The sequence below is a fragment of the Tardiphaga sp. 215_C5_N2_1 genome (genome assembly GCF_052076055.1).
Classification (GTDB): Bacteria; Pseudomonadota; Alphaproteobacteria; order Rhizobiales; family Xanthobacteraceae; genus Tardiphaga; species Tardiphaga robiniae.
Map to the genome: position 1 here is coordinate 1,736,605 of NZ_CP197240.1, position 23,382 is coordinate 1,759,986.

General features: G+C 62.6%; 19 protein-coding genes and 4 pseudogenes. 10 read left to right on the plus strand and 13 right to left on the minus strand.

The window, feature by feature from the left end; genetic code table 11:
- Positions 1–35: 35 nt before the first annotated feature.
- The 3 genes from AB7828_RS08230 to AB7828_RS08240 form a co-directional block, all read right to left on the minus strand.
- Complete coding sequence (locus tag AB7828_RS08230; RefSeq protein WP_441229897.1) at positions 36–1,193, minus strand: substrate-binding protein; 1,158 nt, start codon at positions 1,191–1,193, stop codon at positions 36–38.
- A gap of 107 nt (positions 1,194–1,300) precedes the next feature.
- Positions 1,301–1,948, minus strand: a complete 648-nt coding sequence (locus AB7828_RS08235) for a hypothetical protein (RefSeq protein WP_441229898.1) — start codon at positions 1,946–1,948, stop codon at positions 1,301–1,303.
- Positions 1,949–2,069: 121 nt separating this feature from the next.
- On the minus strand, positions 2,070–3,323 hold the full coding sequence (locus AB7828_RS08240) for a serine hydrolase domain-containing protein (RefSeq protein ID WP_441229899.1): 1,254 nt from the start codon (positions 3,321–3,323) through the stop codon (positions 2,070–2,072).
- Positions 3,324–3,694: 371 nt separating this feature from the next.
- Here AB7828_RS08240 and AB7828_RS08245 point away from each other — a divergent pair, with 371 nt between their 5' ends.
- The 3 genes and pseudogenes from AB7828_RS08245 (at position 3,695) to AB7828_RS08255 (ending at position 5,082) form a co-directional block, all read left to right on the plus strand.
- Positions 3,695–4,345, plus strand: a complete 651-nt coding sequence (locus AB7828_RS08245) for a glutathione S-transferase family protein (protein WP_441229900.1) — start codon at positions 3,695–3,697, stop codon at positions 4,343–4,345.
- Between the two features lie 70 nt (positions 4,346–4,415).
- Positions 4,416–4,657: pseudogene (locus AB7828_RS08250) on the plus strand (type II toxin-antitoxin system Phd/YefM family antitoxin).
- Positions 4,657–5,082: a type II toxin-antitoxin system VapC family toxin gene (locus AB7828_RS08255; protein ID WP_441229901.1), complete on the plus strand. Its 426-nt coding sequence runs from the start codon at positions 4,657–4,659 to the stop codon at positions 5,080–5,082. The pseudogene AB7828_RS08250 and the gene AB7828_RS08255 overlap by 1 nt, the downstream one beginning before the upstream one ends.
- Positions 5,083–5,167: 85 nt before the next feature.
- Here the strand turns inward: AB7828_RS08255 and AB7828_RS08260 are convergent, their stop codons facing one another.
- The 4 genes and pseudogenes from AB7828_RS08260 to AB7828_RS08275 form a co-directional block, all read right to left on the minus strand.
- Positions 5,168–5,821 (minus strand): alpha/beta fold hydrolase, encoded by a 654-nt coding sequence (locus AB7828_RS08260; RefSeq protein ID WP_184517567.1) that lies wholly within the window; start codon positions 5,819–5,821, stop codon positions 5,168–5,170.
- A 73-nt stretch (positions 5,822–5,894) separates the two neighbouring features.
- Positions 5,895–5,957, minus strand: a pseudogene (locus AB7828_RS08265) (GMP synthase (glutamine-hydrolyzing)); the annotation flags it as partial.
- A gap of 78 nt (positions 5,958–6,035) precedes the next feature.
- Complete coding sequence (locus AB7828_RS08270) at positions 6,036–8,822, minus strand: bifunctional aconitate hydratase 2/2-methylisocitrate dehydratase (RefSeq protein WP_441229902.1); 2,787 nt, start codon at positions 8,820–8,822, stop codon at positions 6,036–6,038.
- A gap of 312 nt (positions 8,823–9,134) precedes the next feature.
- Positions 9,135–10,031: a LysR family transcriptional regulator gene (locus tag AB7828_RS08275; RefSeq protein ID WP_309945432.1), complete on the minus strand. Its 897-nt coding sequence runs from the start codon at positions 10,029–10,031 to the stop codon at positions 9,135–9,137.
- A gap of 260 nt (positions 10,032–10,291) precedes the next feature.
- Between AB7828_RS08275 and AB7828_RS08280 the strand changes: the two genes are divergently transcribed.
- The 4 genes and pseudogenes from AB7828_RS08280 (at position 10,292) to AB7828_RS08295 (ending at position 12,734) form a co-directional block, all read left to right on the plus strand.
- Positions 10,292–11,026 carry an SDR family NAD(P)-dependent oxidoreductase gene (locus tag AB7828_RS08280; RefSeq protein ID WP_441229903.1) on the plus strand — a complete coding sequence of 245 codons (735 nt, stop codon included), beginning with the start codon at positions 10,292–10,294 and terminating at the stop codon, positions 11,024–11,026.
- A gap of 108 nt (positions 11,027–11,134) precedes the next feature.
- Positions 11,135–11,735: pseudogene (locus tag AB7828_RS08285) on the plus strand (NADPH-dependent F420 reductase).
- 106 nt (positions 11,736–11,841) lie between these two features.
- Positions 11,842–12,045, plus strand: a pseudogene (locus AB7828_RS08290) (type II toxin-antitoxin system VapC family toxin); the annotation flags it as partial.
- A gap of 134 nt (positions 12,046–12,179) precedes the next feature.
- Positions 12,180–12,734, plus strand: a complete 555-nt coding sequence (locus tag AB7828_RS08295; RefSeq protein ID WP_441229904.1) for a hypothetical protein — start codon at positions 12,180–12,182, stop codon at positions 12,732–12,734.
- A gap of 68 nt (positions 12,735–12,802) precedes the next feature.
- Here AB7828_RS08295 and guaA read toward each other — a convergent pair whose 3' ends face one another.
- From guaA to AB7828_RS08310, 3 genes are all read right to left on the minus strand, one after another.
- Positions 12,803–14,410, minus strand: coding sequence for a glutamine-hydrolyzing GMP synthase (gene guaA / locus AB7828_RS08300; protein WP_320444473.1), 1,608 nt, complete (start codon positions 14,408–14,410; stop codon positions 12,803–12,805).
- A gap of 172 nt (positions 14,411–14,582) precedes the next feature.
- A complete protein-coding gene (locus AB7828_RS08305) occupies positions 14,583–15,890 on the minus strand; it encodes an RsmB/NOP family class I SAM-dependent RNA methyltransferase (protein WP_441229905.1) in 1,308 nt (435 codons plus the stop codon).
- 40 nt (positions 15,891–15,930) lie between these two features.
- Positions 15,931–16,281, minus strand: a complete 351-nt coding sequence (locus tag AB7828_RS08310; RefSeq protein ID WP_175366215.1) for a hypothetical protein — start codon at positions 16,279–16,281, stop codon at positions 15,931–15,933.
- A 246-nt stretch (positions 16,282–16,527) separates the two neighbouring features.
- Between AB7828_RS08310 and AB7828_RS08315 the strand changes: the two genes are divergently transcribed.
- The gene (locus AB7828_RS08315; RefSeq protein ID WP_441229906.1) at positions 16,528–17,169 is read left to right on the plus strand and encodes an acriflavin resistance protein; all 642 of its coding nucleotides are present in this window, start codon (positions 16,528–16,530) and stop codon (positions 17,167–17,169) included.
- A gap of 70 nt (positions 17,170–17,239) precedes the next feature.
- Positions 17,240–18,091, plus strand: a complete 852-nt coding sequence (locus tag AB7828_RS08320; RefSeq protein ID WP_441229907.1) for a metallophosphoesterase family protein — start codon at positions 17,240–17,242, stop codon at positions 18,089–18,091.
- 24 nt (positions 18,092–18,115) lie between these two features.
- Here the strand turns inward: AB7828_RS08320 and AB7828_RS08325 are convergent, their stop codons facing one another.
- From AB7828_RS08325 to guaB, 3 genes are all read right to left on the minus strand, one after another.
- Complete coding sequence (locus AB7828_RS08325; RefSeq protein ID WP_441229908.1) at positions 18,116–19,138, minus strand: NADP-dependent oxidoreductase; 1,023 nt, start codon at positions 19,136–19,138, stop codon at positions 18,116–18,118.
- Positions 19,139–19,225: 87 nt separating this feature from the next.
- Entirely contained in the window at positions 19,226–19,852 is a 627-nt protein-coding gene (locus AB7828_RS08330) for a hypothetical protein (RefSeq protein ID WP_441229909.1), read from the minus strand.
- Positions 19,853–20,107: 255 nt separating this feature from the next.
- Entirely contained in the window at positions 20,108–21,595 is a 1,488-nt protein-coding gene (guaB, locus tag AB7828_RS08335; protein ID WP_089263865.1) for an IMP dehydrogenase, read from the minus strand.
- A 310-nt stretch (positions 21,596–21,905) separates the two neighbouring features.
- On the opposite strand from guaB, the gene AB7828_RS08340 reads away from it, so the two are divergent.
- A complete protein-coding gene (locus AB7828_RS08340) occupies positions 21,906–23,381 on the plus strand; it encodes an MFS transporter (protein ID WP_115029190.1) in 1,476 nt (491 codons plus the stop codon).
- Position 23,382 lies beyond the last annotated feature (1 nt).

Here is a 23,382-nt window from a genome sequence, read left to right on the forward strand (position 1 = left end):
GCGACTTACACCAGCCGTCTGCTTGCCAGTTGCGATCAGCGACCAGCCAATGTGCAACCCGGCTGCGGCGGAATTCTGCCGAGCGCACGGACGGTGACCAATTCACTGCCCTGCGTCTTGGCGATGAACATGCTCATGGTCGCATAGTGGTTCGCATCGATGGTGACCGTTCCAGTCGGCGACGGGATGGTGAGCCCGGCCAGCGCATCGACGATGGCCTCCTTGTCGACACGGCCCACTTTCTCGATCGCAGCCTTCAGCGCGATCAGCGTGTTGTAGTGGCTCATGACATAGTTCGACACCAGCACGTCATTGCCGGCTGAGGCCCGCACTTTGGCGACGAACGCCTTCATCTCCGGCGCATCGCTGGTCGCCAGCGACGGCACCACGGTGATCATGTTCTGGCCCTTGCCCTTGAAGATGCCGAGATCGATCTCGGACAATCCCAGGAATGCAACCGTGGTCTCCCTGAACAAGCCCTGATCATCGGCCTGCCGGATGAAATCGATGCCGTCACCCTTCAGCGCGAACAGCAGCACCTTTGGTTTGGCCGCCGCCACCTGCTTGATCAGCGGCGTGAAGTCCGTCTCGGTCCCCTGCGTGTATTGCGTGCCGACGATTTTGCCGCCGAGCTTCTCGATCAGCGGCTTGGCGATATCGAACATCTGGTGCGGCCAGACGCGATCGGCGCCGAGCAGGAAATAGGTGTTGCCGACAGCCTCGTTCACATAGGGCAGCAACTGGCCGAGATCCTGGTTCGGCACCGTGCTGAACGAGAAGATGTAGCGGCTGCATGTGCCGCCTTCGAAATTGGTGGCGTAAAGCAGCGGCGTCTTCGTACTCTCGGCAAGCGGCCTGATCGCATTGAAGTTGGCCGAGGTGACAGGGCCGATAACCGCCACGACGCCGCTGTCGATCACCGACCGCATCGCGCTTTCGGCGGAGGCCGGCCGGGTCTTGTCATCGACATAGATGACCTCGAGCGGCCTGCCGAGAATGCCACCCGCCGCGTTGATCTCCCTGGCAGCGAGATCGAGCCCGAGTTTTGCTTGCTGGCCATAAAGTTCGACACCGCCGGAAAACGGCAGGACCGCGCCAATACGGATGGGATCGGCGGCATTCGCAGCGGAGCCGAGCGCCAGAGGCCCCAGCAGGAATGCGAGCGTGACAAACCCTGCAACAGATAACTTCATGCGCGCTTCCCTCTGCCATGGGCTGCGCGGTCGGCGCACCTGGACTCGCGGTCATGATTGCCCCGGAAAGATCGCGGCGCGCAAGAGCCGATCAGGGCTCTGTCTGCTCAGGGCAACGCGGTCGACCTGGGCACGGGTACGGCAGGCGCGGGAGCGTCAGTGACTGGCGCGACAGGCAGCGGGGTTTCAGTTACTACGTCCGTTACGGGAGCGGCAGCCACGGGCGCGACACTATCAGGGACAATCGACACAGGTGCTCCAGCAACGGGAGCCGGCGTGATTGCCACTGGCGCGCCGGCTGCAGGAGCGTCCCGAGCCACAGGGACAGGAGCAACCACCGGCGGCACCGCGGCATCGATCATCGGCTTGCAGAGCATCACGGCCGCAGCCGCTGAGGTCAATGCCGCCAGACTCTGGAGCTCCGGCGCTTGTCGGGGGTCCCCTGCCACGGCGGCCGCTTCGTCGCGAAGCCTGGCATTGCAGTCGCAGTTAGGAATGCCGCTCGCCGGTGTGCAGGCATCGTGATTCATGCAGGCGAGATCGAGGGCATCGATGGGCGGTTTGCCCGGCCGGTTGCCGGCACCGCAGTAATTGCCATGAATCAGCGTCGCGCCGTCAGTGGCGACAGCCGGATTGCTGCGGGCGGCCCGAGCGCCAGACGCCCGCTCCTGCGCATGCAGAGGCGCCGTTGCAACGACGGTGCATGACATCAACAGCGCCGCACACCAGCAGCGCAGCCACGGAGCGATGGACAAGGGTTTTATCATTCTGGAGGGGTCCGCCTGGCGCCGACGGAAGATGTCGGCCGCCAAGCATACGCCCAACCTGCCCCAAGGTTCCCGACCGGGTTCCCTCGGGTTCCACGAACCCTGATGGTCAGCCCGCCATCAGTTCCTTCGCCAGCGCCATATAGGCCGGCAGCGTCACCGGATCGTTGGCGGCATTACCGGCGACCGGATGCGAGGCATAGCGCGCGATCACCATCTCGGCCTTCGGATCGATATAGAGCCCCTGCCCGTAGACGCCGCGCGCCATATACGCGCCGTGTTCATTATGGGTCACCCACCACTGGTTGCGATACGACGCGCCCGGCAGCGTGGTGTAGCCGGCCGGCTTGAATTTTGCGGGATCGGCGCCGCGTTCGATGTCCTCGACCACTGCGCTAGGCACGATCTGGCGGCCATTGAAGCGCCCGTGATTGCGCATCACCTCGCCGAAGCGCGCGAGATCGCGCAGCGTCGTCGACAGCCCGCCGCCACCGCTCTCGGTGCCGATGCGGTCGACGTGATAATGCGCGTCCTCCTCCGCCCCCACCGGCGCCCAGATGCGCTCCGACAGAAGATCGGACAGCGTCATGCCGCTGGCACGGCGGATGATCCAGGCCAGCACGTCGGTGTTGACGGTCTTGTAGGCGAAGGCCTTGCCGTGCTCCCCCTGCTTCGTCTGCGTGCAGAGAAAGGCGAAGATGTCGCTCGCGCCTTCGTAATCCGGAGGGATCGGCGCCATGCCATTGGCGCGCCGCAGCCCCCACACATCGGAATTCTTGTCGGTATAGACCTCGGTGTATTTGAGCCCCGTGGTCATATCCATGACCTCATGCACATCAGCATCGCCGAAGGCGGTAGCCTTCAACTCCGGCACATAATCGGTCACCGGCGCCTGCGGATCGATCTTGCCTTCCGCCACCAGAATGCCGGCCAGCGTGCCGGTAAACGACTTGGTCACCGACATCGCGATATGCGGCTTGTGCGGCTTCAGCGCGCCGGCATAGCGCTCGTAGATGAGTTTGCCCTTGTGCAGGACGGCAATGCCGTCGGCATAGGTCTCGTCAAACATCCGTGCGAAGGTCATCGGCCGGCCATCCATGGTGGTCGACGCGATGCCGCCGATATCGCGCTCCGCGCGCGGCAGCGCCGATGCCGGCCCCGCGCCGCGCCAGACATTCACCGTCGGCACCAGCTGGCGGACATTGCTCCAGGCCCAGCGCAGCTCGGGAAAGTTGCGGAACGAGCCGTCGTGAAATTGGATGGTCTTGTCCTGCGCAGGCGGAAAGCCCTTCATCCAGCCGAGCGTCTCGGGATCGGTCTCGGCGGCGGTGGGGACGTGGTTCGGTGCAGGCGCGTCAGACATGAAGGGGCTCCGGGAGGATGGTGAGCCAGTCGTAACATCGCGGAGAATGACGCACATCCCGCGTTTGAGCGGGGGTGCATTGATCAGTCGCATGTCGTCTGGCGACCGCTGCAGGCGACCGTCCTTCACTCGAACAGCCACCTCATCTTTGATCATTCTGAATCGAGCGTGTGACGCTCCGTAATTTCATCTCTAAGTTAGCAACTCGCTCAATGGTCAATGCTCTCGGTTTCGAAGAATATCCGTGGTCCGGCGGGGTCCGATGACAGGTTCGGCCCGCGAAATTCCGCGGCCAAAAATCGAAATCGGCTGTCGGGAGACGCGCCGCTCGTTCGTCCTAGGGATGTGAAACACCCAGGTGGAGAGAAACAATGCCCACGATTAGCGCCTTCGAACGGTCTCCCGATCGCGGAAGGGGATTGGCGCGTGACATGAGCGTTCGCTGGGCGCTCGAAGAGGTGGGCCAGCCTTACGACGTCCGTCTGCTGTCGTTCGCTGAGATGAAGGACCCCGCGCATCGCAGGCTTCATCCCTTCGGACAGATCCCGACCTACGAAGACGGCGACCTCATGCTGTTCGAGTCGGGGGCGATCGTCTTCCATATCGCGGAGCGCCATCCGGGCCTGCTGCCAGACGATGCGAATGCCCGGGCGCGCGCGATCGCCTGGATGTTCGCCGCGCTCAGCACCGTAGAGCCGCCGATCGTGGAACGCGGAGCCGCCACGCTCACGGAGCGCGACAAGACGTGGTACGCGACGCGCCAGCCGATCCTCGACGATCGCGTCCGCGCCCGACTGGCAGACCTGTCCACCCGCCTTGGCGACGCCGACTGGCTCGACGGCAGGTTCAGCGCCGGTGATCTGCTGATGGTGACGGTGCTGCGCAGATTGAACGGGTCGGGACTACTGGAGGACTATCCGAACCTCTGCGCCTACATCGCCCGCGGCGAAGCACGGCCCGCCTACAAGCGCGCCTTCGTCGATCAACTGGCGGTCTTCACCGGCAAGCCACCGACCGGCTAACAAAAGTCCGCTCTGGGGTCACTGGAACTCTCCAGAGCTATATGACCATGTAGATGGTCAGGAGCGGCATATGAACGCGATCAATCTGGCAGATGCAAAGACCCATTTGAGCGAACTTGTCGATCGGGTCGAGGCGGGAGATTCGATCGCATCACCCGGCGCGGAAAGCCGGTCGCGCGGCTCACGGCCGTGGCCAGGCCGCGCAAGCCGATTGACGCGGCCCAGCTCCAGTCCCTGACAGCGAGCATGCCGTTGCAGACACAGGCCGCCGCCGATCTGGTGCGATCGATGCGGGACAGCGACCGCTCCTGATGCTCTATCTGGACACGTCGCTGATTGTCGCCGCGCTTTCGAACGCGGCGATGACGTCATACGTCCAGGATTGGCTTGCCGAACAGGAGCCCGCGCAGCTTCTGATCAGCGACTGGACCATCACCGAGATGTCCTCAACCTTGGCAATGAAGCTGCGAACCTTGCAGATCCATCCGGAACAGCGCGCGGCTGCGCTGGCCATGTTCAGCAGACTGGCCGTCGAGAGTTTTACGGTGTTGCCGGTGACTGGCAGACACTTCAGAACGGCCGCAAAGTTCGTCGATCAACACACACTCGGACTCCGCGCCGGCGAGGCGCTGCATCTTGCCCTCGCCGCGGAGCATGGCGCTACGGTGCAGACGCTGGATCAGCGCTTGGCCGACGCCGGGCCGGTGCTGGGTGTACCGACGAAATTGCTGGCGTGAGACGTGGGGCGCAATAGCGAAGCGTATTGCGCCACCCATCTGCAATGCGGCGGAATATGCTTCGCTATTCTGCGCCACTTGCTGATCAGACGTGAGCCAGCAATATATCGGCCAGCGCCTCGGGCTTGTGCCGCGCGACATTGTGCCCGCAATCAAAGGCAAAGGTCGACCACTCCGGATCGTCACTCAAGCGTTTGTGCAGATCATGAAATGGGCTTCCTTCCCATCCAAATGCACCGACGAAGGTCTTGCGCGGCACGTCATGCCAACGTCCGCGGAGCTTGATCGATTGGAGAAACGTCCCGATTGGTTGCGGCCGGCATCGCGGATCGAGATTGGGAGGCGGCGTGCAGGTGAGGCCATCAGCCTCAGCCCCCGCGATAAAGAGATCACGAAAGCGAGGCGTCGTCAGTGACCATACGGAATCGCCTGTATCAGGTACATAGGCGTCCACATAGACTAGCGCTCGGATTTGCGATGGCTCAGTATCAGCGGCGCCACTCACGATCATTCCACCGTAGGACTGGCCAACAATGACCAGGTCATCGTGTTGCGCCCCTGCGGTAGCGACGACTTCACCAATGTGAGTATCAAGATTAGCCGTTGGGGCAGGAGCATCGCCCAGCCCTGCAAGAGTCATCGGTACGGCTTTGTGACCGTGCGCTGTGAGAATCTCGGCGACCTGTTGGTAGATCCAGCCACCCTGCCAGCCCCCGGGGATGAGGATAAAGGTGGCCATATTGTTCACTCCTGGCTCTGAGCTTGAAGCGCCGACAGTCCGATCGACTACAATCAGACGACGGCGCTCACCATCACTCCCACTCGATCGTCCCGGGCGGCTTGCTCGTGATGTCATACACCACGCGATTGATGCCCGCTCTCGTACCAGCCCCGCGGCGCGGCAGATGTTCACCTGCCAACGCCGCTTCTTGAACTGTTCTCGCTCTCCGCCCTCAGTAGAAGACGGACGCTCCCATCGCAGCAGCCTTCGGCGGCGCGAACTTGGTCAGGTCGATGCCTTCGACGGCGGCCTTGTATTCCTCGGCGCTCGGCGTGCGACCGAGGATCGCCGACAGCACCACGACTGGGGTCGAGGCCAGCAGCGATTCACCCTTCTTCTCGGCGGTGTCTTCCACGACGCGGCCCTGGAACAGACGGGTTGAGGTCGCCAGAACGGTATCGCCCTTCTCCGCCTTTTCCTGGTTGCCCATGCACAGGTTGCAGCCCGGGCGCTCGAGATACAGGATATTCTCGTATGCGGTCCGGTTCGCGGTCTTCGGCTTCACATCGTCGAATTCGAAGCCGGAATACTTCTGCAGGATTTCCCAATCCCCTTCGGCCTTCAGCTCGTCGATGATGTTGTAGGTCGGAGCCGCGACGACCAGCGGCGCGTTGAACGCCACTTTGCCTTCGGTCTTCTCGATGTTCTTGAGCATCTGGGCGACGATCTTCATGTCGCCCTTGTGCACCATGCACGAGCCCACGAAGCCGAGGTCCACCTTCTTGGTGCCGCCGTAGTACGAGATCGGACGGATCGTGTCGTGGGTGTAGCGGCGCGAGACGTCGGCATTATTCACGTCGGGATCGGCGATCATCGGCTCGTCGATGATATCAAGATCGACGACGACTTCGGCGAAGTATTTCGCATTGGCGTCCGGCGTCAGCGCGGGCTTCTCGCCCGAACGGATTTCGGCGATGCGCGCATCGGCCTTGGCGATCAGGCCCTTCAGCGTGCCCGCGGCATTGTCCATGCCCTTGTCGATCATGATCTGGATGCGCGATTTCGCGATCTCCAGCGACTCGATCAGCGTGTCGTCCTGCGAAATGCAGATCGAGGCCTTGGCCTTCATCTCGGCCGTCCAGTCGGTGAAGGTGAAGGCTTGGTCGGCGAGCAGCGTGCCGAGATGGACCTCGATGATCCGGCCCTGGAAAACATTGTCGCCGCATTGCTTGAGCATCTGCGCCTGGGTCGCATGGACCACGTCGCGGAAGTCCATATGCGGCTGCATCGCGCCCTTGAAGGTGACCTTGACCGATTGCGGGATCGGCATGGTCGCCTCGCCGGTCGCCAGCGCCAGCGCCACGGTGCCGGAGTCGGCACCGAAGGCGACGCCCTTGGACATGCGGGTGTGGCTGTCGCCGCCGATGATGATCGCCCAGTCATCCACGGTGATGTCGTTCAGCACCTTGTGGATGACATCGGTCATCGCATGATAGCTGCCCTTGGGATCGCGCGCGGTGATCACGCCGAAATTGTTCATGAAGCTCATCAGCTTCGGGATGTTGACCTGCGCCTTCTTGTCCCACACCGATGCCGTGTGGCAGCCCGACTGATAGGCGCCGTCGACGATCGGCGAGATGACGGTGGCCGCCATCGCTTCCAGCTCCTGCGCCGTCATCAGGCCAGTGGTGTCCTGCGAGCCGACGATGTTGACCTTGACGCGCACGTCCGAGCCCGCATGCAGCACCTTGCCGCCGAGCACGCCCACGGCATTGCGGTTGAAAATCTTCTCGACCGCAGTCAGGCCCTGGCCTTCGACCGAGATCTCCTTATTTGGCGCGAAAACCGGGGTCGGCTCGACGCCGAGTGTTTCGGCTGCAAAGGTCTGCAGCTTCTTGCCAAACACGATGGCATAGGAGCTGCCGGCCTTCATGAACTCCATCTTCTGCGGCGTGAAGGCGGCAGCGACGTCGACCAGTTCCTTGCCGTTTTCGTCGCGCAGCTTCTTGCCCTTGGCATCGAGCGTCAGGACGGTGCCGGTATCGACCGCAAATTTCTGTTCGAGGACCGGGTTGCCGTCGTTGTTCAGGATCGGCTTGCCGTCCGCGTCGAGTTTCTTGACCCAATTCTTGAGATTGACGCCGATGCCGCCGGTGACGTCCACCGTCGTCGCGAAGATCGGCGAGATGCCGTTGGTGCCGGCGACGACCGGGGCGAAGTTGACGAAGGGCACATAGGGGCTGGCCGGCTTGCCGGTCCACAGCGCCACGTTGTTCACACCGGACATGCGCGACGAACCCACGCCCATCGTGCCCTTTTCGGCGATCATCATCACGCGCTTATCGGGATGCTGCTTCTGCAGCGCCACGATTTCCTGCTGCGCCTGCGGCGTCATCATGCACTGGCCGTGCAGCTCACGGTCCGAGCGCGAATGCGCCTGGTTGCCGGGCGACAGCAGGTCGGTCGAGATATCACCTTCGGCAGCGATGTAGGTCACGACCTTGATCTCGTCCGCGACGTCCGGGAGCTTGGTGAAGAACTCGGCCTTGGCATAGCTCTCGAGCACGCCCTTGGCGACGGCATTGCCCGCCTTGAAGGCATCGCGCAGCCGGAACATGTCGGCGTCGTAGAGGAAGAACTGGGTCTTCAGAACTTCACCGGCCTGCTTCGCAAGCCCGGTATCACTGCCGAGCGTGACGTCGAGCAGCACGCCGATCGAGGGGCCGCCCTTCATGTGCGACAGCAGTTCCAGCGCGAAGGTCGGCGTGATTTCCGGGACGATCGCCTCACCGAGGATAATCTCCTTCAGGAACGCGGCCTTGACGCCTGCGGCGCTCGTGGTGCCCGGCAGGGTGTTGTATATGAAGAATTTCAGGGCGTCGGCGCGGTATTCGCTGCCGGTGTCCTTGATCAGGGCGATGATTTCGCCGGTGAGCGCGCCATCGTCGATCGGTTTGGGAGCGAGGCCTTGAGCTTTTCTGCTTTCGATTTCAGCGAGGTAATCTGAATAGAGGCTCATCGTCATCCCAACGTCATGAGGTGGTTGACGCTGGAAACGCAGCGCCACCAACCGTTATTGTTAAAACCGGTCTAAAGGCGAATTCGGCTTCGAGTACGTCAATCGCGACCGACTGACAAGATACTGCATTGCGGTAAAAATAGCCCTTTAAATTCAGCGTTCAACGGTCAAAACATGACGGCAGGCATGCTTGCCGGGCTGAAATGCTGGCTCTCACCCGACCTATCGCAAAGAAACTCCCCGAAGACACGTCCAAAACGTCGGTCTGACCCGCCACCGTCAGCAAATTGGTGGTCGGCGACCCGCCGCGCGTCAGTCGCGCGATACGGACAGCCCCGCGAGCAGCGGCGCGTACGCGGCGAGTCTTCCGGATACGAACTCAGTAAAGAGCCGCACGCGCTTCGTCTTGCGTGTTTCCCCCTGCGTGAGAAGCCAGAGCGTCCCATGCATGGGCAGGTCGGTGCCCGGCACCCTCACCAATAGAGCGTCAGCATCTCCGACGAAGCACGGCAGTTTTGTCATCCCGATCCCTTGCCGTACAGCAACGATCTGCGTCTCGGCGTCCGGGGTCCTGAACGGAACTCCCGTGGTGTGAACCTCTCCCTCGCGCGCCCAGGCCGGGAGTCCACGATTGTCTATGACGATCCACCGGATGGGATCAGGCGTGCCCGCACGCCACGCGGCTAGTCGATCGCGAGACATGTAGACACCGCTGAACAGCTCCGGTCCCTTCAGGCCGTGAAGATTGAGCGGCAGAGTCTTGCGGTTGGCGACAATGCGGATCGCCACGTCGGCCTCTCGGTTGGTCAGATTTGCCACCTCGCCGGTCGACATGATTTCCATCTCGATGTCCGGATGCATACGCGCGAAATCGGCGAGATCCGGCATGAGCAGGTGTGTCGCGAGGAACGGTGGAAGCGTCACCCGCAAAAGCCCGCGCGCGCTCTGGTCGCGACCGAAGATGCGCGTCTCCAGCAAATGCGACGACGCTTCCATCTGGTCCGCGAACTCGAGAACCTCCTCGCCCGCAGTCGTCAGGCGGTAGCCCGAAGGCAGCTTTTCGAACATTTGCACCCCGAGGCGTGCCTCGAGCTGGGCGATGCGTCGCAGCACGGTCGCGTGGTTCACACCGAGGCGCTCGGCGGCAGCCCGCACCGAGCCTCCGCGCGCGACGGCAAGAAAGTAGCGAACGTCATCCCAGTCGATCATGGTGCAATCTCGCACCGTGCGGCGCGCCTTCCAAGCCCGTATCCAAACATGGTGCAACAATACGGGCTGTCATCATAGCCTATGGCGACGAGCGCGGTCCAATTCCGACCGGCGGACACCGATCGCCGCGGCTGGCGTTAGTCGTCCATCCGGATCGATTTCGCACCACCGATGTGCGCGCTTCCGCACTCAACGCCTGACGCCGGCAGACCCATCTCCAGGTTCTCGGGGACAGTCCCGACACCACGACAGGAGAAGTTATGGGAAAGCTAGACGGTAAGGTTGCAGTCATCACGGGTGGATCGAGCGGCATGGCGCTGGCGAGCGCCAAGCGGTTCGTCGAAGAAGGCGCCTATGTGTTCATCACGGGCCGGAGGCAGGAGGCGCTCGACGAGGCCATCAAGCTGATTGGCCAGAATGTGACCGGCGTGCGCGGCGACGCGGCCAATCTCGACGACCTCGACCGCCTGTTCGATACGGTCAAGCGGGAAAAGGGCAAGATCGATATCCTGTACGCGAGCGCCGGCACGGGCGAAGCCGTCCCACTGGGCGAAATTACCGAGCAGCATTTCGATGCGACCTTCGGCCTGAACGCGCGCGGCACGCTCTTTACTGTTCAGAAGGCGTTGCCGCTGTTCAACGATGGCGGATCAATCTTCATGACCGGCTCAGTTGCTTCGCTCAAAGGTTTTCCCGGTTACAGCGTGTATGCGGCGAGCAAGGCGACGCTGCACGCATTCGCACGCGGATGGCTCAACGAACTCAAGAGCAGGAATATCCGGGTGAACGTGCTGCACCCGGGACCGATCGCCACACCGATGCAGGACCAGGTTCTCACCCCGGAGGCGAAGCAGATGTTCGAATCCCTGATCCCGCGGGGAACGATGGGTCGCCCTGAGGAAATTGCGGCGGTCGCACTGTTTCTTGCGTCAGACGATTCAAGCTTCGTGAATGGGCTGGAGTTGTCTGTCGACGGCGGCTTCTCGGCGATCTGAAATCGCACCTCGTTCACCACAGGACCTCTACGCGGGCGCCACCGCAGACCGAATAACCCGGCGCCCTCGAAGGCCGTGAATCAATATCAAAACAAATCGGAGAAGATTATGAGCTACGCAATTATAGGATTCGGCAAGATTGGCCAGGCCCTCGCCCACGCCTTCGCCCGCAAAAACATCGACGTGACCGTCGCGAGCCGCCGGCCGCCCGAGGCTTTGGCGCAGCAAGCCCGGGGCGATCAGACCCACGGTCGTCGCCAGGTCGCTGCGGGATGCGCTCGAGGCCGACACCATCATCCTGGCGGTCCCGTTCGGCGAGCATCGCGAGGTTGCGAAGATCCTGCCGAGCTGGGACGGCAAGACGGTCATCGACGCGATGAACCTGTTTCCGGGCTCCGACGAGCCGGACGGTCTCCCGGGCTCCGCCGTCGTCGCGAAGGCATTCACCGGCGCCAGGTTCGTGAAAGGTTTCAATCACCTGGGCGCAGCCACCCTGGCGACCGATCCGGTCGTCGAGGGCGGGCATCGGGTCGTCTTTCTGTCTGGTGACGACGAGGACGCGATCACTCCCGTGGCGGCCCTGGCCAAGCAACTCGGCTTCGCACCCGTCAAGCTGGGAAAGCTCAACGAAGGTGGCGCGCTGGTGCACGCACGCGGCCGCACCTGGGGCCAGCTGATCTTCCAGGATGTGTTCAAGAAGGAGCAGTAATCGATCTACGACCGTGAGAATCGGTCGACCGCTGTCGATGGCCGAGGATGCGCCCTAGAGTCCCCCGGCTATCCGGTGCTGCTCCATGATCAAAAGACTGATCGTCGACAGTTTTACCGTGTCACCTCTGACTGGCTCACACTTCCGGACGGCAGCAAAATTCGTCGACCAACATATACTCGGACTCCGCGCCGGCGATGCGCTGCATCTTGCGATCGCCGCAGAGCTTGGCGCTACGGTGCAGACGCTGGATCAGCGATTGGCCGAAGCCGGGCCGGTGCTGGGCGTGATGACTGAGTTGATGGTTTAGATCGTAGGCGCAATAACGCGACCTTTTGCGCCATCTAGCCAGACGCTGGCGTAATACGTTTTACTATTCCACCCTACAATATAACATTGGGCAGTATATTAAAGCATCAGGCAAAACAACAACGAGGGGCTCTCGTGGGAAACATTGATTATCTGACTGGATTGAATAAATCCTCTCCTTCCAATCTGCCTGATAGCATAGAAGATCTTCAGGACACTTCGACGCTGTTCATCCAACGCTGGATTTCAAGGGAGCACCGACGAGCCGCTGAAGTCAGCGAGAACGCGATGATCCTCTTCGACTACATAGTGAACGAATTTTTGCGCGAGTGTAGTGATCGACAACGGCGCGGAACGTATGAAAATTCTGCTTTTGCTCGTGCCATGGCGCAGGTTGCCGGCCAAGGATTGAGCGGTGTGACTGCTCAACAACAATTAGACATGGCAGCACTCGGCCCCGGTAATGGTCAGCTTCCATCGGGCATTGGTCGCCCGGTCAGCCTCACACTCAGACAACTACTCAATAAAATTAAGCATCGAAATCGAAGTTTAATGAACTTTAGGATTGATGCCGGCCGTCACGTATTCTTGATTTGCCCTGAGCAGACCAATGGAGACGCTGAAGGGATTTCAGAATTCGACGTTGCAAGTTTTTGCAACTATTGCAGAACGGCGGCATCCGCCCTTTAAATACAAACCTGCACGCAACAAAAATCTAGCGTGAGTCGACTGTTATTGAAGATCAAATAACAAAGGGCTCACTCCCACTCGATCGTGCCCGGCGGCTTGCTGGTGATGTCATACACCACACGGTTCACGCCCTTCACCTCGTTGATGATGCGTGTCGCGGTCTCGCCGAGAAACTTCATATCGAACGCATAGAAGTCAGCGGTCATGCCGTCTGTGGAAGTCACGGCGCGCAGGCCGACCACGTATTCGTAGGTGCGGCCGTCGCCCATCACGCCGACGGTCTTCACCGGCAGCAGCACGGCGAATGCCTGCCAGATGGTGTCGTAGAGATCCGCCTTGCGGATCTGGTCGATATAGACGGCATCGGCCTCGCGCAGGATGTCCAGCTTCTCACGCGTGATCTCGCCGGGGCAGCGGATGGCGAGGCCCGGGCCCGGGAACGGATGGCGGCCGACGAAGATGTCCGGCAGGCCGAGTTCGCGGCCGAGATCGCGGACTTCGTCCTTGAACAGCTCGCGCAGCGGCTCGACCAGCTTCATGTTCATGCGCGCCGGAAGCCCGCCGACATTGTGATGCGACTTGATGGTGACTGAAGGTCCGCCGGTGAAGGAGACGCTCTCGATTACGTCGGGATATAGCGTGCCCTGCGCGAGGAAATCCGCGCCGCCGATCTTCTTGGCCTCGGCATCGAACACGTCGATGAACAGGCGGCCGATGGTCTTGCGCTTCACTTCGGGATCGGTGACGCCTTCGAGCTCGCCCAAGAAAGTCTTCGACGCATCCACATGCACCAGCGGAATGTTGTAGTGGTGCCGGAACAGATCGACGACGGTCTTGGCCTCGTCCTTGCGCAGCATGCCGTGATCGACGAACACGCAAGTGAGCTGGTCGCCGATCGCTTCATGGATCAGCACAGCCGCAACGGCAGAGTCAACGCCGCCTGACAGGCCGCAGATCACCTTGCCCTTGCCAACCTGGGCGCGGATCTTCTCGATGGCTTCCTCACGGAACGCGCGCATGGTCCAGTCGCCGGTGAAGCCGGCGATGTTGCGCACGAAGTTGCGGATCAGCTTTGCGCCGTCCGGCGTATGCGCCACTTCGGGGTGGAACTGCATCGCATAGAACTTACGGACGTCATCGGCGATGATCGAGATCGGCGAGCCCGGCGCTTTCGCGACGGCGCGGAAACCGTCGGGCATCTTGGTGACGCGGTCGCCATGGCTCATCCAGACGTCGTATTTGCCACCCACTTCCCACACCCCGTCGAACAGCGCGCAGGTGTCGGTGATCTCGATCGCGGCGCGGCCGAATTCGCGATGATGGCCGGCTTCGACGGTGCCGCCGAGCTGCTGCGCCATGGTCTGCTCGCCGTAGCAGATACCCAGCACCGGCACGCCTGCGGTGAGGATCGACAGCGGCGCGGACGGCGCGTTGTCGTCGAGCACGGAGGCCGGACCGCCGGACAGGATCACGGCCTTCGGCTTCATTTCGGCGAAGGCAGCCTCCGCCTTGTTGAACGGCACGATTTCGGAATAGACGCCCTCCTCGCGGACACGCCGCGCGATCAGCTGCGTCACCTGAGAGCCGAAATCGACGATCAGAATCTTGTCATGCGCCGCGGCCACATGGGGTGACGGATCGGCGGGCGAAACGGATGTTTTGCTGGGGGCTGTCATAGCGAGGAATTACGCGACTCACGGCGGGGTCGCAAGGCTGAAAAGGCTGTCATGGCAGCCCTGCACCGGCCTATCCCCGTCATTGCGAGGAGCCCTTGCGACGAAGCAATCCAGTCTTCGCTTGTGGCCTTCTGGATTGCTTCGCTGCGCTCGCAATGACGGCGGAGGGGTCTCAGCCTACCGGCTGGCGCTTCATCACCGACACGAAAAACCCGTCCGTTCCCGTCTTCCGCGGGGTCATCAGCAAGCCCTCGGGGCTCTGATACGTCGCGGCCGCGAAATCCTCGGCCTTGTCCCACAGGGCCGACATCACCTGCGCCGGCGGCACCACCGAAAACTCCGGCTGGCGGGCGGTAAAGGCGCGGATCTGGTCGCGGTTTTCCTGAGGAAGTACCGAACAGGTCACATAGGCGATCCGACCACCCGGCTTCACCAGCGCCACCGCGCGGTCGAGGACCTCGGCCTGGTCCTTGATCCGGACCTCGAGGGCGCCCGGCCGCATCCGCCATTTGGCGTCGGGATTGCGGCGCCAGGTGCCGGTGCCGGTGCATGGCGCGTCGATCAGCACGAGGTCGGCCGAGTTGTGGATGTCGCTGAGCGTATCATCCGGGCCCTTTGGGGTGCGAATATCGGCATTGTGGATGCCGGCGCGTGACAGCCGCTCGTGGATCGGTGCGAGCTGGCGCTTGTCGGCATCGGTGGCGATCAGCCGGCCCTTGCCCTGCATCATCGCCGCCAGCGCCAGCGTCTTGCCGCCGGCGCCCGCGCAGAGATCGATCACCTGCTCGCCGGGCTTAGCGCCGGACAGCAGCGCCGCAAGCTGCGAGCCCTCGTCCTGCACTTCGATGCCGCCCTTGATGAAATCCTCCTCGGCATGGATGCCGGGATTGCGCGCATCGGCGCCGAGATCGATCCGCAGCCCCAGCGGCGACCACGGCGTCTCGGTGGCGCCGAGATGGCGCAGTGAGCCCAGCACCTTCTCGCGCTTGGCCTTCAGCGTGTTGACGCGCAGGTCCAGCGGCGCGCGGCTGGCCATGGCGGTGGCTTCCGCCACGCGATCGTCGCCAAATACATCGGCCAGCTGGCCATCGAGCCATTCCGGATAATCACCGGCGATATGCGCCGGTGCATCCGCCACCGTGCGCGACGCCAGCGCCGAGCGCTCCGCGTCAGACAGCGGCTCCGGCGCAAAACCGCTGCCGTCGCAGAGCGCGGCAATCGTATCGACATCCATTCTGCGCTCGGCCTTGAGCATGCCGAGCAGCCGCGCCCGCGACGTGTCGTCGTCCATGATCCAGGCGCTGGAGGCGCGCCGCCGCAGCACATCCCAGACCAACCCGGAAATCCCGGCCCGGTCGCCAGAGCCGGCAAAGCGGTGCGCGGTGCCCCATTCCTTCAGCGCCTTGGCGGCGGGGACACGCTGGGTGTCGATGGCCTCGATCACTTCGATCGCGGCGGAGAGGCGTGCGGCGGGAGTCATGGCAATCTTTCGACGGAGAGAGGCGCGACGCCGCTCCCGATCAGATCAGGAGAAGCATCCGTAGCGCGAAGTAGAACCACATCGCCAACAACACAAGCGCGCTGGCGAGCCAGGCTTGCGATCCCCGGCTATTGGCAATGAACCCGGCGCCCACGAAGCGGGCGATGACGAAGATCCAGGACAGGCAGACCAGCACCAGATCGATCTTGCGCAGCGGCAGGCCGATGGCGATCAGCGCATAGAACAGCAGGTCGAGCTGCGGAGCCGTATTCGGCAGATCGCCGGCGTCGTTGCGGCTCAGCAGGCCGCCGCGCCGGCCGGTCCAGAAGAACATGCCCAGCGTAATCGCCACCAGCACGAAGACCGGCAACAAAACCCATTGAATCGACATTGAAATTTCCTCAGCCATGGGAATTCAAGGCCGGAATTCAGAGCCGCGCGGCACCCCGCTCGCGCTACAGACCCGCCCCTTGGAACATGACGATTAACCGGCCCAAGAGTTCCATAAGAGTTCCCTATGAGTTCCATATCGGTTCCATGCAGGTTCCATTGAACCGGCTGGGCCGCCCTCGACACCCATTTGCAGGCGCTGCCCGGCGGCGCGCCAGCCTCAAGAGTTCTGCCCGTGAGCCCTGCCATGGCCTATCTCGATGCCCTCTTTGCGATGCTGACGCCCGGCGACCCGGACAGCTGGGCCGGCCTCACGATGTCGGCGCTGGCCGGCGCCGCCGCGGCGCTCGCGGTGGCCATCCTGCTGAACCTCTATTTCCGAGCCCGGTATCGCTCGGTCCATGACGTGGTCCACCACGGCGTCGCGGCGCTGGCCGTGCTGGGCCTGCTCGCCTTCGCCGCCACCGACATGCGCCACACGGCACTGGGCTATCTCGGCATCAACCCGACCAGGCCCGCTGTCGAATTCGAAATCCGCCTGCCCGACGCGGTCGCGGCGAAGATCATCGCGGAAGCCACGCAGATCGAATTGCATACCGACCGCAACCAGGCCCTCGCCGCCATCAGCGAAGGCCCGACTTTCACAAACAAGGGCGAGAGCATTCTCAGGGGTACGGTGCCACTGAAATTTCGCACCGCGCAGCGTGTGATGATCGTGAACGTGCCGGGCGAAGCACCGCTGATCTTCAAACTGCGGCTGGCCGCAAGCCCGAGCCACTCGACCGAATTCAGCCCGTGGCATCTGGTCGATCAGGTGAGCGCCTCAGCCCGCGCGGGCAAGACGGCCCGCACCAACGACGGCTATGCGATCCGATATCGCGTGATCTAATGTTTCGGTCGCCCGAGCCATCTGACTGACATCCGAGATGGCTACACTCCCCGCCAGAGGAGTTCCCGCCATGTCCGAATTCCGCCTGATCCAGATCACCGATACGCATCTCAGCGCGGGCTTTCCGCAATTCGTCGCAAATTTCCAGCGCGTCAGCGCGTTCATCGACGCAGCGAAGCCAGACCTCGTTATCAATAGCGGCGACCTCGCCTTCGACGGCCCGGGCCAGCCCGATGACCTCGCCTTCGCCAGGTCACAGCATGACGCCCTTCCCGTCGCCTGCCGCTATCTGCCGGGCAATCACGACATCGGCGACAACCCGACTCTGGTCGCCCCGCCGCCAAGCCAGCTGATTTCCGAGCAGAACCGGCAGGCATTCGTGTCGGTCTTCGGACACGACCACTGGCGCTTCAACGCGGCCGGCTGGTGCTTCATCGGCCTGAATTCGTTGATCATGAATAGCGGGCTCGCCTGCGAAGAGGAGCAGTTCGACTGGCTCGCCTCGCAACTGACGGGCCTGAACGGACGGCCGCTGGCGCTGTTCATCCACAAACCGCTATTTCTGAATGCACCGGACGATCCGGAACTGGCCGCAACGTCGATCCGCTACGTCCCGATGCCGGCGCGCCGCCGCCTCATCGATCTGCTTGACCGCGTCGATCTGCGGCTCGTCGCCTGCGGCCATGTACACCAGCGGCGCGACTACATATGGCGCGGCGTCAGGCACATCTGGGCGCCCTCAAGTAGTTTCATCATTCGTCCGGAGGACAAGCAGGAGACGATCGGCGTCAAGGAAGTCGGGCTCGTGGAATACAGTTTCCAGCCCGACGGCTTTGAAGTGCGTCACCGCCGCGCGCCGGGCCAGACTGACATCGATCTGTTCACCGTCATCAATGCGGACGGCACGGTGCGCCCGCAGTGATGACAGCCTGAAGGCGTATTCGCCTTACGCCTTGTCGGCGCCGACACGCACGAGCTGCTTGCCGAAATTCGCGCCCTTCAGCAGCCCCATGAACGCCGTTGGCGCGTTATCGAGACCTTCGGTGACGTGCTCCTTGTACTTCACCTTGCCCTCGCGCACCCATTGCGACATGTCACGCAGGAAGTCGCCATGCATCGACGCGAAGTCGCGCACGATGAATCCACGGAAGTTGAGGCGCTTGGTGAGCACGTTGCGCATCATGGCGCCGGCCCATTTCGGCGCTTCCGACGTCGTATCGTTGTATTGCGCAATCAGCCCGCACACCGGAATGCGCGCGAAGAAGTTCAGCAGCGGAAACACTGCCTCGAACACCGCGCCGCCGACATTCTCGAAATACACATCGATGCCGCCCGGGCACGCGGCTTTCAGCTTCGCCGGAAAATCCGGATCGCGATGATCGAGGCATTCGTCGAAGCCGAGTTCTTCCTTCACATAGCGGCACTTGTCAGCACCGCCCGCGATACCGATGGCACGTGCGCCCTTGATCTTCGCAATCTGGCCAACTGCAGAGCCGACCGCGCCCGAGGCCGCGGCCACGACCACGGTCTCGCCGGCCTGCGGATTTCCAATAGCAAGCAGGCCGGTATAAGCGGTCATGCCCGGCATGCCGAGAATGCCGACGCCGGTCGAGATCGGTGCCAGCTTCGGATCCAGCTTGCGCAGGCCCTTGCCGTCGGAGATCGCATGGGTCTGCCAGCCGGCATGAGCCAGCACGATATCGCCCTTGGCAAAACCCGGATTGTTCGAGGCGATCACCTCGCATACGGTGCCGCCTTCCATCACGCCATCCACCGGCACCGGCGCGGCATAGGACGGGCCGTCACTCATGCGCCCACGCATATAGGGATCGAGCGACAGCCAGATCGTGCGCAGCAGCACCTCGCCATCACCCGGCGTCGGCACCGCATAATCCTCGACACGGAAATTCGATAGGCCGGGCTCACCGTGCGGGCGCGATGCGAGAACGACGCGTTTGGCTGCTGACATGGGACTTCTCCGTTTCTCTTTCTTGATCGCAAAAAAATGCGGCGCGCGATGATCGCGCGCCGCATTCAAAACGTAAACCGGCAAATATCAGGCCGTGATCTTCGCCAGCACCTTGTCGAATGCTGCAGCTGCGCTGTCGAGATCCTTGAAGGACAGACCGCCGTCGGCCGACTGCTTCTGCGCCGGCGTTGCCGTCGGACGGATTTCAGCTACCGGCTTGCCGCCGTCGAGCATTGCCAGCGGCGCGATCACCTGAAACTCATGCGTCTCGATCGGCTGGTCCTTGAGCAGGAACACGCTGAGCGACGCGATATCCGTGCCGCGGCGATAGGAGATGTAGCGATCGACGGCGACCGAGCCGTCGCGCTGCATACCGCCGAGCTTGGCATGGCCATCGGAGCCGAGCAGCTTGTGCGCCTTGAAGCCCTTCACGCCTTCGGACTTCGCCTTGGCCGTCGCTTCGGAGAGATCGTATTTCTCGGCCATCGCCTTGCCGACGGTTGCGAGCTCCGCCGACATGTCATGCTCGAACTGCTTGGCCTCGCTGCGCGGCTGGCCGATCCTGCGCGGCTTGTCGGCGTTACGCTTGGCGAGCTCGGTGGTGCAAAGCTCAACCAGCGCCGTGACCTCGCGGCGTGTGGCGTTCTCACGCAGGTTTTTCAGTTGCGCGGTGTCGAGAGCCGCAATGCGTTCGTCCGTCCATTCAATGGCCATAGTATCCAACGTTCTTTTCTGCGGGTGTTACTTCGACGCGTGACGAGGTCATTGTCGAAAATGAGCATCACAACGCGACACGGAGCCAAGCTCCGCGGCCGGGTTCGTCCGGCCCTGGAAATCCATAACGGGACATCCATGGCCGACAGCGCACGTGACGCGCGAACAGTAGCGCGTTTTCGCCGATCTGTGGGGCTCAATTTAGGCAGCGATGCCTATGCGGCACTGCGAAAGTGCCGCATATCACGCATATAGTTAAGCGCCGCCCGGATAGTTCGGGCTTTCGCGGGTAATCGTCACGTCATGCACGTGGCTTTCCCGCAGGCCGGCGCTGGTGATGCGGACGAATTCTGCCTTGTCGTGGAATTCGGTCAGCGTCTTGGCACCGACATAGCCCATGGCGGCGCGCAGGCCACCGGCGAGCTGATGCATCACATTGGCCACCGGGCCCTTATAGGGCACCTGGCCCTCGATGCCTTCCGGCACGAGTTTGAGCGTGTCCTTGATGTCCTGCTGGAAGTAGCGATCCGCCGAGCCGCGGGCCATGGCGCCGACCGAACCCATGCCGCGATAGGCCTTGTAGGAACGGCCCTGCCACAGGAACACTTCGCCGGGGGTCTCGTCGGTACCCGCAAGCAGCGAGCCGACCATGGCGATGTCAGCGCCGGCAGCGAGCGCCTTGGCGAGATCGCCCGAGAATTTAATGCCGCCGTCGGCAATGATCGGAATGTTGTGCTTCTTCGCGGCTTCCACCGCATCCATGATCGCGGTGAGCTGCGGCACGCCGACGCCGGCGACGATGCGCGTGGTGCAGATCGAGCCCGGGCCAATACCGACCTTGATCGCATCGGCGCCCGCATCGATCAGCGCCTGCGCGCCTTCGGTGGTGGCGATGTTGCCGGCGATCACCTGCACGGAGTTCGAAATCTTCTTGATGCGCGTCACGGCTTCCAACACGCGCATGGAATGACCATGCGCGGTGTCGACGACGACGACATCGACGCCGGCATCAATCAGACGTTCGGTGCGCTCGAAACCGCCCTCGCCCACAGTGGTTGCAGCAGCTACACGCAGACGTCCCTGCGCGTCCTTGCTGGCAAGGGGATGCGCGACGGCCTTGTCCATGTCCTTCACGGTGATCAGGCCAACGCAGCGATACTGATCGTCGACGACGAGCAGCTTCTCGATGCGATGCTTGTGCAGCATGCGCTTGGCTTCATCCTGGCTGACGCCTTCACGCACGGTGACGAGATTCTCGTGCGTCATCAGTTCGGAAATCTTCTGGTTCGGATTGCTGGCGAAGCGCACGTCGCGGTTGGTGAGAATGCCGACCAGCTTGCCGGGGACGTCCTTGCTCGCACCGGTGACGACGGGAATGCCGGAGAAGCCGTGCTCGCTCATCAGCGCCAGCGCTTCGGCCAGCTTGGCGTCGGGACCGATGGTGAGCGGATTTACCACCATGCCGGATTCGTACTTCTTGACCTGCCGGACCTGCGCGGCCTGGCCCTCCGGATCGAAGTTGCGGTGGATCACGCCGAGGCCGCCGGCCTGCGCCATGGCGATCGCCATGCGGGCCTCGGTGACGGTATCCATCGCCGAGGCGATGATCGGAATGTTGAGCGGAATGGCACGGGTGGCGTGGGAGCGGATATCGGCGTCGGAAGGCAGGATGTCCGACAGGCCGGGCTTCAGCAGAACGTCATCGAACGTGTACGCTTCGCGGATCTTCTGAACGACTGCCATTGCCAACTCCATGCGGCGACCTCGGGATCGCGGTAGAAACCTCTGGATGCACCAATTCGACGGCGGCGCAGGACACCGTCGTCGAATCTGAACCCATAAGTAGGATTGGCGGTGGTCGATAGCATGCTGCTGCGCGAAATCAAAGCGTTTGGCTGCCATGCACAGGGATTTTAGGCGTTTTCGGCCTTCAGCCGGGCGGGCGCAGTCACGGATGATTTAGGAGGTATTCGGCCTCTCGCAATAGCCCACGCCCCGGCAGGATGTTAAAGCGCCCGCAGCTTGGGCACTCGTAAGAATCATCAATAATTTCATGAATAAAGAACGCCTGATCCCGCTCATCGTCGCCTCCGCTTTGTTCATGGAAAACATGGACTCCACGGTGATCGCGACCTCACTGCCAGCCATCGCCGCCGATATCGGCACCAGTCCGCTGACGTTGAAGCTGGCGATCACCTCCTACCTGCTCTCGCTCGCGGTATTCATTCCGGCATCCGGCTGGACCGCCGACCGGTTCGGCGCACGCGCGGTGTTCTCGATCGCCATCGGCGTGTTCATGATCGGCTCGATCGGCTGCGCGCTGTCGCAATCGGTCACGCATTTCGTCATCGCCCGTATCATCCAGGGCCTCGGCGGCGCCATGATGACGCCGGTGGGACGCCTCGTGCTGCTGCGCTCCATCGACAAAAGCGCGCTCGTCAGTGCCATGGCGTGGATGACGGTGCCGGCGCTGATCGGCCCGGTGATCGGACCGCCGCTGGGCGGTTTCATCACCACCTACTTCTCGTGGCACTGGATCTTCCTGATCAATATCCCGATCGGCTGCCTCGGCATCTATCTGGCGTTGCGCTTCATCGATCCGATCCGCTCGGAGGATCCGGAGCGCTTCGATCTGCTGGGTCTGGTGCTGGCCGGCGTCGGCCTCGCCGGCATCGCCTTCGGCCTATCGGTCGCGGGCCTCAATCTGCTGCCATGGCCGATCGTCGCCGCACTGGTCGGCATCGGCACGGTGTCGATGACCCTCTACGTGATCCATGCCCGGCGCACCGCGTCCCCGGTGCTGGACTTCTCGCTGATGCGGCTGGTGACCTTGCGCGCGGCCATCATCGGCGGCTTCCTGTTCCGGCTTGGCATCGGCGCATTGCCGTTCCTGCTGCCGCTGTTGATGCAGGTCGGCTTCGGCCTGTCGCCGTTCCAGTCGGGCATGGTGACCTTCGGCTCGGCGGTGGGCGCCATGGGCATGAAGACATTGGCGGCGCGCATCATCCGCGCCTTCGGCTTCCGCAATGTGATGACCGTCAACGCCGTGGTGAGTTCGGTATTCCTTGCCGCCTGTGCGCTGTTCACGGTGACCACGCCGCTGATGCTGATCCTGATTATCCTGGTGGTCGGCGGCTTCTTCCGCTCGCTCGAATTCACGGCGATCAATACGGTCGCCTATGCCGAGGTCGAGACGGCGCAGATGAGCCGCGCCACCACGCTGGTCAGCGTCAACCAGCAGCTGTCGATCTCCGCCGGCGTCGCGATCGGTGCGTTCTCTGTGGAATCCACCATGCTGATGCGCGGCATGACCGAATTGTCCGCGGCCGATTTTGCACCGGCCTTCCTCGTGGTGTCCGTGATCTCGGCAGCCTCGGCCTGGTTCTTCTGGCAGATGCCGGACGACGCCGGCCACGAAATCTCCGGCCGCAAGGTGATCGATATCGCCAGCCGCAAGGGCGAGGCAAAAGCCGCCGTCAAGGCGGCCAGCGAAGGCACCGCAGATGCAAGGGATCAGAAGCTGGGGTGAG

Excerpts from the sequence above, each read along its gene's own strand:
- AB7828_RS08340 (WP_115029190.1), top strand. The coding sequence starts at position 21,906 with ATGAATAAAGAACGCCTGATCCCGCTCATCGTCGCCTCCGCTTTGTTC.
- AB7828_RS08275 (WP_309945432.1), bottom strand. The coding sequence starts at position 10,031 with ATGATCGACTGGGATGACGTTCGCTACTTTCTTGCCGTCGCGCGCGGA.
- AB7828_RS08270 (WP_441229902.1), bottom strand. The coding sequence starts at position 8,822 with ATGAGCCTCTATTCAGATTACCTCGCTGAAATCGAAAGCAGAAAAGCT.
- guaA (WP_320444473.1), bottom strand. The coding sequence starts at position 14,410 with ATGACAGCCCCCAGCAAAACATCCGTTTCGCCCGCCGATCCGTCACCC.
- guaB (WP_089263865.1), bottom strand. The coding sequence starts at position 21,595 with ATGGCAGTCGTTCAGAAGATCCGCGAAGCGTACACGTTCGATGACGTT.
- AB7828_RS08260 (WP_184517567.1), bottom strand. The coding sequence starts at position 5,821 with ATGGCCACCTTTATCCTCATCCCCGGGGGCTGGCAGGGTGGCTGGATC.
- AB7828_RS08315 (WP_441229906.1), top strand. The coding sequence starts at position 16,528 with ATGGCCTATCTCGATGCCCTCTTTGCGATGCTGACGCCCGGCGACCCG.
- AB7828_RS08330 (WP_441229909.1), bottom strand. The coding sequence starts at position 19,852 with ATGGCCATTGAATGGACGGACGAACGCATTGCGGCTCTCGACACCGCG.
- AB7828_RS08320 (WP_441229907.1), top strand. The coding sequence starts at position 17,240 with ATGTCCGAATTCCGCCTGATCCAGATCACCGATACGCATCTCAGCGCG.
- AB7828_RS08230 (WP_441229897.1), bottom strand. The coding sequence starts at position 1,193 with ATGAAGTTATCTGTTGCAGGGTTTGTCACGCTCGCATTCCTGCTGGGG.
- AB7828_RS08305 (WP_441229905.1), bottom strand. The coding sequence starts at position 15,890 with ATGACTCCCGCCGCACGCCTCTCCGCCGCGATCGAAGTGATCGAGGCC.
- AB7828_RS08245 (WP_441229900.1), top strand. The coding sequence starts at position 3,695 with ATGCCCACGATTAGCGCCTTCGAACGGTCTCCCGATCGCGGAAGGGGA.
- AB7828_RS08255 (WP_441229901.1), top strand. The coding sequence starts at position 4,657 with ATGCTCTATCTGGACACGTCGCTGATTGTCGCCGCGCTTTCGAACGCG.
- AB7828_RS08325 (WP_441229908.1), bottom strand. The coding sequence starts at position 19,138 with ATGTCAGCAGCCAAACGCGTCGTTCTCGCATCGCGCCCGCACGGTGAG.
- AB7828_RS08240 (WP_441229899.1), bottom strand. The coding sequence starts at position 3,323 with ATGTCTGACGCGCCTGCACCGAACCACGTCCCCACCGCCGCCGAGACC.
- AB7828_RS08310 (WP_175366215.1), bottom strand. The coding sequence starts at position 16,281 with ATGTCGATTCAATGGGTTTTGTTGCCGGTCTTCGTGCTGGTGGCGATT.
- AB7828_RS08280 (WP_441229903.1), top strand. The coding sequence starts at position 10,292 with ATGGGAAAGCTAGACGGTAAGGTTGCAGTCATCACGGGTGGATCGAGC.